The 14,298-nt window shown below is 63.0% G+C and carries 11 protein-coding genes and 1 tRNA gene; 6 read left to right on the top strand and 6 right to left on the bottom strand.

What is annotated here, in order from left to right:
* The first annotated feature begins 30 nt into the window (after positions 1 to 30).
* Positions 31 to 930 carry an NAD(+) diphosphatase gene (gene nudC / locus ABWI03_RS13700; RefSeq protein WP_200315479.1) on the top strand — a complete coding sequence of 300 codons (900 nt, stop codon included), beginning with the start codon at positions 31 to 33 and terminating at the stop codon, positions 928 to 930.
* Between the two features lie 30 nt (positions 931 to 960).
* Here nudC and ABWI03_RS13695 read toward each other — a convergent pair whose 3' ends face one another.
* The gene (locus ABWI03_RS13695; RefSeq protein ID WP_003942350.1) at positions 961 to 1,218 is read right to left on the bottom strand and encodes a mycoredoxin; all 258 of its coding nucleotides are present in this window, start codon (positions 1,216 to 1,218) and stop codon (positions 961 to 963) included.
* 103 nt (positions 1,219 to 1,321) lie between these two features.
* Here ABWI03_RS13695 and ABWI03_RS13690 point away from each other — a divergent pair, with 103 nt between their 5' ends.
* On the top strand, positions 1,322 to 3,460 hold the full coding sequence (locus tag ABWI03_RS13690) for an ATP-dependent DNA helicase UvrD2 (protein WP_124566383.1): 2,139 nt from the start codon (positions 1,322 to 1,324) through the stop codon (positions 3,458 to 3,460).
* Between the two features lie 513 nt (positions 3,461 to 3,973).
* A complete protein-coding gene (locus ABWI03_RS13685; RefSeq protein ID WP_095969131.1) occupies positions 3,974 to 4,297 on the top strand; it encodes a WhiB family transcriptional regulator in 324 nt (107 codons plus the stop codon).
* Between the two features lie 68 nt (positions 4,298 to 4,365).
* Here ABWI03_RS13685 and ABWI03_RS13680 read toward each other — a convergent pair whose 3' ends face one another.
* The 3 genes from ABWI03_RS13680 to ABWI03_RS13670 all read right to left on the bottom strand — a co-directional run bounded on the left by ABWI03_RS13680 (position 4,366) and on the right by ABWI03_RS13670 (position 8,154).
* Positions 4,366 to 5,709, bottom strand: coding sequence for an ABC1 kinase family protein (locus tag ABWI03_RS13680; RefSeq protein WP_185564398.1), 1,344 nt, complete (start codon positions 5,707 to 5,709; stop codon positions 4,366 to 4,368).
* A 4-nt stretch (positions 5,710 to 5,713) separates the two neighbouring features.
* Positions 5,714 to 6,652 carry a hypothetical protein gene (locus tag ABWI03_RS13675; protein WP_124566381.1) on the bottom strand — a complete coding sequence of 313 codons (939 nt, stop codon included), beginning with the start codon at positions 6,650 to 6,652 and terminating at the stop codon, positions 5,714 to 5,716.
* 101 nt (positions 6,653 to 6,753) lie between these two features.
* Complete coding sequence (locus tag ABWI03_RS13670; protein ID WP_298778059.1) at positions 6,754 to 8,154, bottom strand: zinc-dependent metalloprotease; 1,401 nt, start codon at positions 8,152 to 8,154, stop codon at positions 6,754 to 6,756.
* 123 nt (positions 8,155 to 8,277) lie between these two features.
* Between ABWI03_RS13670 and ABWI03_RS13665 the strand changes: the two genes are divergently transcribed.
* Entirely contained in the window at positions 8,278 to 9,300 is a 1,023-nt protein-coding gene (locus ABWI03_RS13665) for a YlbL family protein (RefSeq protein ID WP_298778056.1), read from the top strand.
* 26 nt (positions 9,301 to 9,326) lie between these two features.
* On the opposite strand, the gene ABWI03_RS13660 is transcribed toward ABWI03_RS13665, so the two are convergent.
* Positions 9,327 to 9,929 carry a PPA1309 family protein gene (locus tag ABWI03_RS13660; RefSeq protein ID WP_019747831.1) on the bottom strand — a complete coding sequence of 201 codons (603 nt, stop codon included), beginning with the start codon at positions 9,927 to 9,929 and terminating at the stop codon, positions 9,327 to 9,329.
* A 168-nt stretch (positions 9,930 to 10,097) separates the two neighbouring features.
* On the opposite strand from ABWI03_RS13660, the gene ABWI03_RS13655 reads away from it, so the two are divergent.
* Entirely contained in the window at positions 10,098 to 13,073 is a 2,976-nt protein-coding gene (locus tag ABWI03_RS13655) for a UPF0182 family protein (RefSeq protein WP_166809744.1), read from the top strand.
* Positions 13,074 to 13,162: 89 nt separating this feature from the next.
* Here the strand turns inward: ABWI03_RS13655 and ABWI03_RS13650 are convergent, their stop codons facing one another.
* Positions 13,163 to 13,717 carry a transglycosylase family protein gene (locus tag ABWI03_RS13650; RefSeq protein ID WP_166809743.1) on the bottom strand — a complete coding sequence of 185 codons (555 nt, stop codon included), beginning with the start codon at positions 13,715 to 13,717 and terminating at the stop codon, positions 13,163 to 13,165.
* Positions 13,718 to 14,165: 448 nt separating this feature from the next.
* On the opposite strand from ABWI03_RS13650, the gene ABWI03_RS13645 reads away from it, so the two are divergent.
* A tRNA-Met gene (locus tag ABWI03_RS13645) sits at positions 14,166 to 14,239 on the top strand.
* Positions 14,240 to 14,298 lie beyond the last annotated feature (59 nt).

Below are 14,298 nucleotides of genomic sequence, written 5' to 3'. Positions count from 1 at the left end.
GAGCTTCGTGCGCGCAGTAATGTCGTGAGCGTGAACGACTTCCAGCTGACCGAAACACCGCTGCTCTCACGCTCGAGCGTCGGCCGCGCCGAGGAATTGCGGTCGGACGCCGCTGCACTGACGACGGGTTGGGCGGATGCGCTGCTCCTTCGTGTGAATTCACGGGGGCAGGTCAAGGTGTCGCCGGAAGGTCAATTGGTCTTCGCCGAGGCAACCGAGTTGGGGCCCGAGCCGGTGCGCGGCGCGGTGTTCCTGGGAATTCGGGAGAATCGCCACGTCTGGGCGGTGCGAGTGTCGCTGCTGGCCGGCACGTTGTCCGAACTGCGGATGCTCGGCGGAACACTCGACGACGCGGACGCCGGCTTGTTGACCGGAGCCGTCGCGATCCTCAACTGGCACGACAGTGCCGGATTCAGCGCAATCGACGGCGCACCGAGCGAACCCACGATGTCCGGTTGGTCACGCATTTCCACGTCCACCGGTCACGAGGAGTTTCCCCGAACGGATCCGGCGGTCATCTGCCTGGTGCACGACGGCGGCGATCGAGTTCTACTCGCGCGTCAGCCGACCTGGCCGCAGCGACGTTTCTCGATTCTTGCGGGATTCGTCGAGGCCGGTGAGTCTCTCGAAACCTGCGTTGTCCGCGAGATCAAGGAAGAAGTCGGTATCGACGTGCACAGCGTGCGATACCTCGGGAGCCAGCCCTGGCCGTTCCCTCGATCGGTCATGTTGGGCTTCGCCGCTATCGGCGACCCCGCCGCTCCGCTTCTGTTCGCGGACGGCGAGATCGCCGAGGGCACCTGGTTCACGAAGGACGAGGTGCGTTCCGCTCTCGAACTCGGCGACTGGGGTTCGGAAGCGGACGCGCCACTGCTGCTGCCCGGGTCGATCTCCATCGCTCGCGGAATGCTCGAGAGCTGGGTCAAGTAAGAGCCGAGTCAAGTAGCAGCCGGAGAAGATCTACAGACCCAGGGCCTGCTTGACCTGGTTGAGCGACGGGTTGGTCGCGACGCTGCCGTCGCCGTACTTCACGGTCGGAACGACGTGATTGCCACCGTTGACGCTGCCGACGAAATCGGCTGCCGCCGGATCGTTCTCGATGTCGATCTCGGTGTACTCGATCCCCGACGCATTGAGCTGCGTCTTGAGGCGGCGGCAGTAGCCGCACCACGTGGTCGAGTAGATGGTCAGGGCAGGCGCATTTTCGGTAGAAGTCACGGCCGATATAACACCACGACCGTGAGCGTTGTTCCGTATCGGGCCGTGTTCTCTTGCCCACATACCGTCGGGCGCGGCGTTCGGAGTGTCGGAACGTCCTGCCATGATGGTCCCCATGCCTGCGGACACCGGACTGGATCCAGAACAATCGGCCGCCGTGCTCGCGCCACGCGGCCCGGTGTGCGTCCTCGCGGGCGCTGGAACAGGCAAAACCCGAACAATCACGCGCCGGATCGCGCATCTGGTTGCCGACGGTCATGTGTCGGCCGGGCAGGTGCTTGCCGTGACATTCACCGCGCGTGCGGCCGGGGAAATGCGCGGGCGTCTTCGTGAGCTCGGCGTCGGTGGGAGTGGGCCGCAGGTGCAGGCTCGTACCTTCCACGCGGCCGCCCTCCGGCAACTGAAGTACTTCTGGCCGCAGGTGGTCGGTGACACGCCGTGGCGTCTGCTCGATCGAAAGTTCGCGGTCGTGAGCAGTGCCGCTGCCCGGGTGGGACTGTCCACCAGCACGGAAAGCGTCCGCGACCTCGCCAGTGAAATCGAATGGTCCAAGGCGTCGCTGATCGCACCGGAGGACTACCCACGCGCGATAGCCAAGATTCGTCGCGAGGCGCCGGTCGATGCTGCCAAGGTGGCCCAGGTCTACGCGGCATACGAAGAACTGAAGGCTCGCGGCCAGGACGGCATGCTCCTCGATTTCGACGATCTCCTCCTTCACACAGCGGCTGCGCTCGAAGAGCATTCGACGGTTGCCGACGAGTTCCGCGAGCGGTATCGATGCTTCGTGGTCGACGAGTATCAGGACGTCACCCCGCTGCAGCAGCGCGTGCTCGACGCGTGGCTGGGGGACCGCGACGACCTGACCGTGGTGGGCGATGCAAATCAGACCATCTACTCCTTCACCGGCGCCACCCCGAACTATCTGTTGGACTTCTCCCGGAAGTTCCCCGAAGCGACCGTCGTTCGGCTCGAACGGGACTACCGCTCCACCCCTGAGGTCGTGTCGTTGGCCAACCGTGTGATCGGTGCGGCGCGCGGGCGGATCGCCGGGACGCGCCTGCAATTGATCGGGCAACGAGCACCGGGCCCTGAACCGGAGTTCATGGAGTTCGACGACGAGCCGGCCGAGGCACTCGGGGTTGCGCGGGCGATCAAACGGCTGATCGCGGCAGGCACCCCCGCCGCCGAGATCGCTGTTCTGTACCGGATCAATGCTCAGTCCGAGGCGCACGAGCAGGCACTCACCAAGCTCGGCATCCCGTTCCAGGTGCGTGGCGGTGAGGGCTTCTTCACTCGCACCGAGGTTCGTCAGGCGGTGGCGGCGCTGCGTCAGGCCGCCGGACGAGACGACCTCCCCGAAGGCGCAGACAACGGCGAAGCACTGGTGTCACTGGTTCGTGCTGTACTCGCACCACTCGGTCTGACCAATGAAGAACCTTCGGGCACCCAGGCCCGCGAGCGCTGGGCGTCGCTCTCGGCTCTCGTGGCGCTGACCGAAGAACAACTCGTCCACGAACCCGAACTGTCGCTCACCGGGCTTCTACAAGAGCTCACAGCCCGAGCCGAGGCGCGGCACCCACCGACCGTGCAGGGCGTGACGTTGGCTTCGCTACACGCCGCCAAGGGCCTCGAATGGGATGCGGTGTTCCTGGTCGGCCTCAATGACGGCACCCTGCCGATCCAACACGTTCTCGGCGACGCCAATTCGGGCGCCGACGACGTCGCCGTGGAGGAGGAGCGTCGGCTTCTGTACGTGGGGGTTACTCGCGCCCGCGAGCATCTGCAGCTGTCGTGGGCATTGGCTCGCAACGAGGGTGGCCGCAAGTCCCGTCGCCGGTCGAGGTTCCTCAACGGGCTCATTCCCGAGGACTCACCGGCTTCACGCGTAGCCGCGCCGTCATCGGGGAACAAGAAGCGTCCGCGTTGCCGAGTCTGCGGCAAACCGTTGATCGGGACGTCGGCGACAATGCTCGGACGCTGCGAGAAGTGCCCGTCCAATGTCGACCTGGAATTGCTCGAACATCTCAAGGCTTGGCGTCTGGACAAATCCCGAGAACTCAAAGTTCCGGCTTATGTCGTCTTCAGCGACAACACGCTGATGGCTATTGCCGAACAACGACCACAAGACAATCGTGGACTGGTCTCGATTCCCGGAATCGGACCGAAGAAACTCGACAATTTCGGCGAAGACGTACTAGCTGTCATTCGCGGTGAACTGCGAGCGGCAACACTCGATATCTGACAACACATCCGAATCGACAACCGTGAGTTGCATAACCGCAGGTCAAAAATAGGTTGTGCAGATTCGACGGATTCTCTACTCTGGTTTTCAGTGTTACGGGGCAACCTGTGCGCAGAAACTATCCGGACCGACACGAAATGGAGGTGGCAAAAAAATGACGAACTTGATCTCTTACGAAGCGTGCGCAAGCGCAAAGTTCGCTGTTGCCGCCCCCATGCTGCCGCGTGCAGCGGGATGGGCGCAGCATGCGTTCCGCCTGCGCCCTCAAGCAGCAGCAAAGAAAGCAGCTGTCGAGTCCGTGTTCTTAAGCCATCGAGGTATTCCTCGGTAGGACACATCCGTTCACTTACGGCCACGGACCCGCAGCCCCTGCGGACCGTGGCCTTTGTGTTGGATACTCCTCTTGATCTGGTTTCCGACTCGGCTCAGGTTCGCACCCATCGAACCCATATCGTGCGACACAGTTTCGCATCCGAGCACTAGGAGACCGAGTTGTCTGCCCAGACAATCCGCGTGGAATCCGAAAACTCCACCACTGCAGTAACTTCCACCGACGTCACTTCGGCTGCAGTCACGTTCATCGAGGCCGCGTCCACCCGCCGCGACCTGCCGTGCCGGGCATCCAACCCCGATCTCTGGTTCGCCGAAGCTCCGGCCGAACTCGAGCAGGCCAAGGCACTGTGCGCGCAGTGCCCCATCCGTTCCCGTTGTCTCAGTGCGGCTCTCGACCGCGCCGAGCCATGGGGGGTGTGGGGAGGCGAGATCCTCGATCAGGGGGCCGTCATAGCGCGCAAGAGACCGAGAGGGCGCCCACGCAAGCAACTTGTGTGCGCGTGAGAGCCCTGTTCGGCGGAGCCGGTGTCTTAGGCGGCGGAGCCGGTGTCTTAGGCGGCGGAGCCGGTGTCTTATTCGGCGGAGCCGGTTTCATCCAGAACCGGCTCCGCGAACCCTGGCAACCAACGAGTCAGGATTTCCATGTACGGGGCATATGCGTCCAACTGGGCGCATATGCCGACCGAACCGAGAAGAACTCGGAAGATCATCAAATACTCGGCCGGAAGGTTGAGTGCACGGGCCGTTCGGAACTGCGCACTGTTGAAGTCAGTGGCAGTTCCGGCGGCCTTTTGCAGCCACGCTCGAGTGAAGTGAAATGACTCGGTCTGGATCGGGTCGGTGAATGGTCGCAGGTAATCCGCGATCTCCTTGTCGGTCACTGTGCGTCCAGGAATCACGAAACCGTTGGCGCGCAACAACTCCGTCAATTCGTCGAATTGTTCCTCGACCGCCAAGCGCACCATCGTGCCGAGAACCCGCGGCAGCCCGTTCGGGAACGGCGCAGCAGCACCGAAGTCGATGACGCCGAGTCGACCGTCTTCGAGAAGCATGAAGTTGCCGGGGTGCGGGTCACAGTGGAGCAAGCCGACACGGGCCGGAGACGCGAAGTGGAATTCGGCGAGCAGTGCACCGGCAGCATTGCGCTGCTCCGGCGTTCCGCTCTCGATGATTCTGGTCAGCGGGGTTGCCGTCATCCATTCGGTCACGACCACTTTCGGCGCGCTCGCCACGACGTGCGGGATCACGAACTGCGGATCGCCGTCGAACTCTCTGGCAAAAGCTCGCTGATTGTTCGCCTCGATCCGATAGTCGAGTTCTTCCTCCGTGCGAGCGGTGAACTCCTCGATCACGGGCCGCACATCGACCCCCGGCATGACCGAACCGAACAGGCCGGCGAACCTGCCCAAGGTCTTGAGGTCGGCGCGCAGAGCTTCGTCGGCGCCGGGGTACTGAACTTTGACGGCTACATCGCGGCCGTCGGCCCAGACCGCTCGGTGAACCTGCCCGATGCTGGCCGACGCAGTCGGTTCGTCGTCGAACGACTGGAATCGGTCACGCCACTTGGTTCCGAGTTGCTGGTCGAGCATCTTGTGTACTTGCTTTGTCGGCAGTGGCGGGGCGGCGGCCTGAAGCTTGTTCAGCGACTCGCGATACGGCTCCGCGAATTCCTCCGGAATTGCCGCCTCCATGACGCTGAGCGCTTGGCCCAGCTTCATCGCGCCGCCCTTGAGTTCGCCCAGCACCGCGAACAGTTGCTCGGCGGCCTTCGCGCTCAACTGCGCGTCGATCTCGCCTTTGTCGCCGCCGGCGAGCTTGCGTCCGAAGCCCATGGCGGCGCGACCAGCCATCCCCAAGGGGATGCTCGCGAGTTTGGCAGTACGGGCAGAACTCTTGCGTGGGATCTCGGACACCACACCATCATGTCTGACTGGGGCGTCCTTTGCCCGAAACAGGTGCCAGGTATTGGCAACTGCAGGATATTTGCCGAGGCCAGCGCCTGGTTGTGATCCGATACGGACGCAGCGCGATCTCGAGCGTCGACGACAGACTGGCCGCAGTAGCCGCACTGGGCAGGTCCTCGACACCGGGTAGGTCCAGGGCACCGAGAGTCGCGTCGATCTCGGCCAAGGCGAGCGCGACACTTGCATGGATCATCGCTGATTCCGCGTGACCCGCGCTGCCGAGTAGCTGCGCGGACAGATGAAGCCAATGAGGGTCGAGTTCGGATCGGATGATGTCGGCGCACCGCAGGCAACTCGACCGACCAGGCAGGACCAGAGGGCCGACCACACCGTTACCGTCCCGGATGCGGACGGAAAGGTGGGGGAGTCCGCAGCGAACGAGATCGCTCACCAAACGTGGATCGGTGACGACGTCGTCGGCCAGGACCACCAGTTGCTCGTTCCACGAGCGCACGACATCGGTGTTGCGATACCCGCGCGAGCGACGCGTGCTGACCCCGCCGGTGACCAGTGCGCGCTCGACGGCGTCCGAGAGTGGACCGACGCCGTGGATCCGGACCGTCGCGGTGTTACTGCGGGCAGTGTGGACGAAACCGGAATCGGCGAGTTGCACGAGAAACTGCTCCGTCACCGACGTGGGAATCCCGCGCCTCGACGCTTCCCAGAGGATGGCCGCGCGGGATTTCGAGCCGTCCATCGTGCGCAGGATCGACTTCACTGCGCGAGCATCGACCCCGGCAGGCAGCGTCAGCAGGACGGCACGTCCGGGTGTCCATCCCAGCTGCAGTCGACCGTCCGGGCGCGACAGAACAGCGATCCGCGGGTCCCATCGGGGTCCCGCGGATCGCTGTGAAGTGCTGTTCTGTGTGGCGTCGTGTTGCCTGTCACCGGTCATCGTTCGATGCTGGCATGGCGTACGTCCTGCGAGTCTGCCTCAGCGGCAGTTATCCACAGGCCGTCATCGTGGCTGATCTGCGAAAATGTGGCACAAAGAGATTACTTCTCTTCGTCGTCCTCGCGGGTCTTGTCCATCGCTTCCTCGGCCGCACGCTCTTTTGCCAGGACGGCTTCGAGCTGGGCGATCGGGTCGTCGAAATTGCCGGTGTCGCCGCCGCCGAGGACACGGGCGACAAACCCGTCCGGTGCGTCGAGATCGCTCGAATCAGGCATCAGGTCGGGATGTGACCAGACGCCGTCGCGAGTATCCATACCGGCTTCCGCGGTGAGCTTCTGCCACAATCCGGCCGCTTCGCGGACCTTGCGAGGACGAAGTTCGAGTCCGACCAGCGTCGCAAAGGTCTGTTCGGCGGGGCCGCCGGTGGCACGGCGACGACGCAACGTCTCGCTCATCGCGGCAACACCGGGCAGTCGCTCGCCGAGTGCGGCGGTGACCACCGTCTCGACCCAACCCTCGACCAGTGCAAGCAGTGTCTCGAGACGCTCTAGAGCAGCCTTCTGCTCCGGAGTGTTCTGCGGCTCGAACGTGCCCTGCTGCATCAGCGCCTCGAGCTTGCTCGGATCGGTGAGAGCAGACGGGTCGAGGTCCTTGGCAAACTCTTCCATCGCCGAGAAATCCATCGTGATCCCGCGGGCGTACTCCTCGACTGTGGCGAGAACACGCTGGCGCAGCCACGGAACGTGACTGTAGAGGCGCTGATGGGCCGCTTCACGTGCGGCGAGGAACACGAGAACTTCCTGATGCGGCTGTTCGAGACCCTCACTGAACGCCTGAACCGCAGCGGGGAGAAGGGCCGCGGTGCCTTCGGGTCCGAGGGGCAAGCCGATGTCAGTGGAGGAGAGCACCTCGGTGGACAGTTGGCCGAGTGCCTGGCCCAATTGCGAGCCGAACGCGAGTCCACCCATCTGGCCGAGCATGCCCAGCATCGGGCCCGCCATCTGCTGCGCTTCGGCGGGAAGTCCTTGGACCCACATGCCCGCTACCTTCTCGGCCACCGGATCGCAGAGTCGCTTCCACGTGTCGATCGTGTTGTCGAGCCAGTCGTTGGGAGTCCAGGCGAGAGTGCGGCTCGCTCCGGCCGGGAGCGTTGTCGCGGCGTCCAGCCACATCTCGGCCAGGTGCGCGGCGTCGGCGATCGCCTTGACGTTGCCCTCGGTGATCGGTGTGACCGATCCGATCTGTTGGCGTGCCAGCTTCTTGGCGATGTCGTAGTTGACCGGGCCGGACGTACCGCCCTGGCCCATCGACGAGCCCATTCCACTCAGCATCTGCCCGAACTGGGTGAGCATCTGGCCGAGTTGAGCCGGATCGAATCCCTCACCGCCCGCGCCGAACCCGAACGGCATGTCACCACCCCCGAACGGATTGCCACCCGCCGCGTTCTTGTCGCGATCGGGATCGTCGTCGGAGTTGGAGAAGCCGAACGGCATATTGCTCATACCTCAACGGTACAAGGCTCGAGCGGTCGGAGTCGCCCTCCGAGTCACGCTGACGGCGAACACGCGCGGCGCTCAGGCAGTGCGATCGGTGCTCCGGCGCCTTCGCGCTTTACTCTGGATCAGGTGAATCGACGGATAGTGACGCTCTTGGCCGCACTCGCACCCATCGTCGTGTTGGGAGTCGTCGGAACAATGGTCACTGTTCCTTATGTCGCACTCGGTCCGGGCCCCACCTTCAACACGCTCGGCGACGTCGACGGTAAGCCCGTCGTCGACATCCAGGGGACCGATGTCGATCCCACCGACGGCAACCTCAACATGACAACGGTGTCGGTTCGCGACGGCCTCAACATCTTCGAAGCGTTCGGGCTGTGGGCGAGTGGCAACAACGGACTCGTCCCACGCTCGGAGATCTATCCGCCCGAGAAGTCGAAGGAAGAGATCCAGCAGGCCAACACCGCCGATTTCCAGCAGTCCGAGGACAGTGCCGAGTTGGCTGCACTGCACTTTCTCGGCAAGCCGGTGGCACTCACTGTGTCCAAGGTGACTCCGGACGGCCCCGCTGCGGGTGCCCTGCAAGAGGGCGACGTCCTGGTCAAGATCGGCGACACTCCGGTAACCACCATCACCGGCGTTCAGGACACGGTCGGTGAGATCGCGCCCGGCACCGCGATCGACGTCACCGTCCTTCGTGAGGGTGTGGAGACCGTTGTGCCGGTCACGGTCGGGGCGCGGCCCAACAAGCCCGAATCGGGTTACCTCGGCGTCACGCCGAACGAGGTCCCGGACGTTCCCTTCACCGTGCAGTTCAATCTTGCCGACATCGGCGGTCCCTCTGCCGGACTGATGTTCACACTCGCCTTGGTCGACAAGCTGACACCGGGGGAGCTCAACGGCGGAAAGTTCGTGGCCGGGACGGGCACCATCGACTCCGCCGGCGAAGTCGGTCCGATCGGCGGCATTCGGTACAAGTTGATCGCCGCCTCCGAAGCCGGTGCGGAGACCTTCCTCGTGCCGACCCAGAACTGTGACGAGGCGAAACAGAATGCGCCGGACGGGCTTCGACTCGTCAAGGTCGACAACCTGCCCGGCGCAGTGGACTCACTCGAGAGTCTCAACACGGGCGGCGACGCACCCCGCTGCTGAAAGCTGTTTGCAGAAGAGAGAGTCCGTCAGTCTTCTTCGACCTCGTCGAGCGTCGCGTACAGCGCGTGCACGAGGTGAGGTGCAAGACCGTCGTAGGTGAGCAGTTCCAAGTCGCCGTACGGATCCGCATCCTCGTCGGGTCGCATCTGTAGAAGCGACAGCGAAGGACCGTCACGCAGCACGCCGACGAACAGTCGCGCTTCGCGTCGATCGGGATGCGCGTTGGCAGTCAGTCGAGCGACCTCGTCCGCCGCGTGCTGATCGGTCAACACCGGCGCTGTCGCGTGATCGAGATCCGATTCCGCCTCGGGCGGTAGGACGACGATCTCCTGCACCAGGATGCAGCCCTGCACCGACTCGGGCCAATGCGTCGTAGCCAGGAACTCGTCGAGTGCGCGAGAACCGCCGATGATGTCCTCGGGAAGCGATTCCTGTTCGATCGGTGTGTATTCGGCGCCCTCGGCGAGTTGGTCGAGCAATCCGGGCTCGGCCGCGGCGAGCATCTCGGTGGGCACCAACGCGTACAGCTTCGGCGGTTGATCCCAGCCTTCGGCGTCGATGTGGTCGACAACTTCATGAACGCACCGGGCGAGGGCACTCGGTGATCTGCTCATATTCTCTTCACTCACACGTTCATCCTCCCACCTTCTGTCCGGGTCCCCGCTCTCCGTGTTGTCAACCCGTGACCGTTGTTACGTAGAGTGGTCGGAAACGGCCAAGTCCACTCGGGCGTGGCCGCAGTGATCGATGCAATCGGTTGCGACGCCACGGCGTCGCCAAATCTTGGAGCGTGGCACGTGGGCATGCGGCCCCCCGCAGGTTTACCCTCTCTGTCCAGACGCAGTCGAATCTTGTTGGTGGTGGCTGTCGTAGTGGCGGCCTTGCTGCTCGTGGGGCCGCGACTGATCGGCATGTACACGGACTGGTTGTGGTTCGGTGAAGTCGGCTTCCGTGGTGTGTTCACCAAGGTTCTGCTGACGCGATTCGTTCTCTTCCTCGTCGTCGGAATTGTCGTCGGAGCCATCGTGTGGCTCGCGATGCTTCTCGCGTACCGCGCGCGTCCGGTGTTCGTCCCGGTTTCCGGACCCAATGATCCGATCGCGCGCTACCGCACCACCGTCATGTCGCGGCTTCGTCTGTTCGGCGTGATCATTCCGGTGGCGATCGGCGTCTTGTCCGGTCTCATCGCGCAGGCAAACTGGGTCACCATCCAGTTGTTCCTCAACGGCCAGGCTTTCGGTATCACCGATCCGCAGTTCAACATGGACGTCAGCTTCTACACGTTCGATCTGCCGTTCTACCGTTTCGTGTTGAACTGGTTGTTCGTCTCGATCCTGCTGGCCTTCGTGGCAAATCTGATCACCCACTACGTTTTCGGTGGTATCAAATTGGCCGGACGGGCGGGGACGTTCACGACCGCCGCTCGTGTGCAGTTGGCCATCCTGGCGGGAACTTTCGTACTGCTCAAGGCCGTCGCCTACTGGCTCGATCGCTACTCGTTGCTTTCCAGCGGCCGTAAAGAGCCCACGTTCACCGGCCCGGGTTACACGGACATCATGGCTGTGCTCCCGGCAAAGCTGATATTGATGTCCATCGCGATCATCTGTGCCTTGGCGTTCTTTGCGGCGATCTTCACCCGCGACCTCCGTATCCCGGCTATGGCTGTTGCTCTGCTGGTTCTCTCGTCGGTGCTCGTCGGCGCAGTCTGGCCGATGATCGTCGAGCAGTTCTCCGTCAAGCCCAACGCGGCGGACAAGGAGAGCACGTACATCGAGCGGAACATCGCGGCTACCAGGCAGGCCTACGGAATCACGGACGACAAGGTCACCTATCAGCCTTACTCAGGTGACGGTGACGCGGTTCCGCGCGAAGTGCCGGCAGATGTCACCACTATTGCCAATGCTCGACTTCTCGACCCGAACATTCTGTCGCCCACCTTCACTCAGCAGCAACAGCGTCAGAACTTCTACGGGTTCCCACCCTCGCTCGACATCGATCGTTACGACATCGACGGAGAGATGCGCGACTACATCGTGGCGGCGCGTGAGATCTCACCGAACAACCTGCAGGGAAACCAGACGGACTGGATCAACAAGCACACCGTTTATACGCACGGTGACGGCTTGGTGGCCGCTCCGGCGAACAAGATCACTGCGCCGGTCCTCGACCCGACGAAGGACAACGCCAACAACAACAATGCGGGCTACCCGATCTACACGGTCAGCGACATCGCCTCGCAGGACGCGGGAACACAGGTCATCAAGGTCGATCAGCCGCGCATCTACTACGGCGAGGTCATCGGTCAAGGCGCTGACGATTACGCAATCGTCGGTGGTGCGGGTGGTTCGGAAGCTCGCGAGTACGACACCGAGCAGACCAAGTACACCTACACCGGTTCCGGTGGCGTCTCGATCGGAAACTGGGTCAATCGCCTGGCTTTCGCAGCGAAGTACACGGAGAGGAACATTCTCTTCTCGGGTGCCGTCGGTTCGGATTCCAAGATCATCTACAACCGTGATCCTCGCGATCGCGTCGGTCAGGTTGCTCCGTGGTTGACCACTGACGGAGATGCCTACCCGGCAGCAGTCGACGGCAAGATCGTCTGGATCGTCGATGCGTACACCACACTCGAGAACTATCCGTACGCACAGCGCAGTTCACTGGACGGACTGGTCGCGGACAGTGTGGATGCGACGACCGGCCGCTTGCTGCCGAAGAAGGAAGTGTCGTACATCCGCAACTCGGTCAAGGCAACCGTTGATGCCTACGACGGCACCGTGACGCTCTATCAGGTCGACGACAACGACCCGGTTCTCAATGCGTGGAAGGGCGTGTTCCCGGACACGGTCAAGCCACAGAGTGACATCTCGGACGATCTGCGGGCACACTTCCGCTACCCAGAAGACCTGTTCAAGGTTCAGCGAGAAATGTTGGCGAAGTACCACGTCGACAATCCGACCGAGTTCTTCACCAACAATGCTTTCTGGTCGGTGCCCAACGAGCCGACGGTCGAGAATTCGAAGGAGAACGAACCGCCTTACTACGTGATGGTGGGGGACCAGGAAACCGGCGCGCCGTCGTTCCGGCTGACAAGTCCGATGGTGGGATTCCAGCGAGACTTCCTGTCGGCCTACATCACCGTGAATTCGGATCCGAAGGACTACGGCAAGATCACTGTCCTGCAGTTGCCCGTCAACAAACAGACGCAGGGCCCGTCACAGTCGCAGAACTCGATGATCTCGGATGCTCGTGTGGGCTCGGAGAAGGCACTGCTGGAGAGAACCAACACGATTCGATACGGCAACCAGTTGGCCCTGCCGATCGCTGAGGGTGGAATTCTCTACGTCGAACCCATGTATACCGAGCGAAGTAACACGACGACCTCGTTCCCACAGCTCTCTCGAGTCCTCGTGAGTTACCAGGAGTCTGCGAAGGCAGGCAGCAGGGTTCGTGTCGGATACGCATCCACGTTGGCCGAGGCACTTGATCAGGTCTTCGACAATGGTGGAGCCGCCGGCGCTGCCACGGCACCGGGTGGAACTGCCACGACGGAACCGCCGGCGGGAACCGAGACCACCCCCGCACCGACGGCGCCGACGACGCCTACAGGTCCGGCATCATCGGAAGATGTGTCGAAGGCTCTGGCAGAGGTCAACGCTGCCATGGATGCGCTGAAGTCCGCGCAACAGAACGGTGACTTCAGTGGTTACGGAGCCGCGCTGGATCGTCTGCAGAAGGCAGTAGACGCTTACCAGGCGCTGCCGCCCAGCTAGTCGACCTCGTTCGTGAGTCACAGAAGGCCCACCATCCGATCGGATGGTGGGCCTTCTTGTGTGCTCAGGGTGAAGCTGTACGAGCTGAATCAGCGCAGTGCAGCAACGATCGGTGCGTTGGCATCGGCGAGCTGCTGGAACTGTGCGGCGAAGCCGTACTGGCCGGCGAGGTCACGAGCGGTGTCGTAGGCCTGCTGTGCGGCGGGCTTGAGCTCGGCCGGGATCTCGATGGCGGGAGCAACTGCGGGTGCCTCGGCGACGGGAGCCGGTGCTGCGGCGGGAGCCTCTTCGACTGCAGGCTCGCTCGCGACGGTCAGACGCTGGCCGCAGACGGGCCATGCGCCGGGGCCCTGGCTCTGCAGGGTGTTCTCGGCGACGCGGATCTGCTCTTCCTTGGAAGCGTTGGCCGGCGAGCCGGTGCCACCGTTGGCGGTCCAGGTGCTCTGCGAGAACTGCAGGCCGCCGTAGTAGCCGTTTCCGGTGTTGATGTTCCAGTCGCCACCGCTCTCGCACTGTGCGACGCCGTCCCAGTTGTGGGTGGCTGCGGAAGCGGTGCCGGTGCTCATGGTGAGGGGCACTGCGACAAGTGCGCCGGCTACTGCCAATGTGCCGAATGCACGCTTGCTGATGCTGGTGTACGTCATGTCGGGGTAAATCCTCTCCGCGCTTGCTGACATCGGCGGGCCTGCGGGTCGCGGTGATGCTGACTTCCCGGGCGCTTGTCTCTCCGTGCCTCTGCCCCTCGAAGGTTTCGGGGGTTCCGATCCCGCGGGGCAGAGTCGAGCAGCGGCGGGTCGGCGTTCGCCCGGTTGATTCGGGCCGGGACCGACCGTACGGGAGCGCTGAACGAGGGTCGATTCGCGATTTTCCGGACTGCCCGGTCGGCTCTTGTAGGCGAATTTTGCAGTTTGCGCTGGTAGGGCCGTTCCGATGCGGTTTCGAGGTGTGTTCGTTACATACCTGTTATGTGTTGATCCTCACGAGTATTTTGTGAACCCAGTCACTCGAATTTGTGACTTTCAGGCGTGTATTTCGCTCCAGCGCAGGCGATTTGCGTTCCGTTCATCTGCTCGTGTAACTTTGTCCATGCATCGCGGGGTGGAGCAGCTCGGTAGCTCGCTGGGCTCATAACCCAGAGGTCGCAGGTTCAAATCCTGTCCCCGCTACTAGAAAAGGACCGCCGCACTGGATTCCAGTGCGGCGGTCCTTTTTTGCGTGCGTCCGT

This window comes from Rhodococcus baikonurensis (assembly GCF_040489275.1).
In the GTDB taxonomy this organism is placed as follows: Bacteria; Actinomycetota; Actinomycetes; order Mycobacteriales; family Mycobacteriaceae; genus Rhodococcus_F; species Rhodococcus_F baikonurensis.
This window is presented reverse-complemented; position numbering and strand designations above follow the sequence as displayed.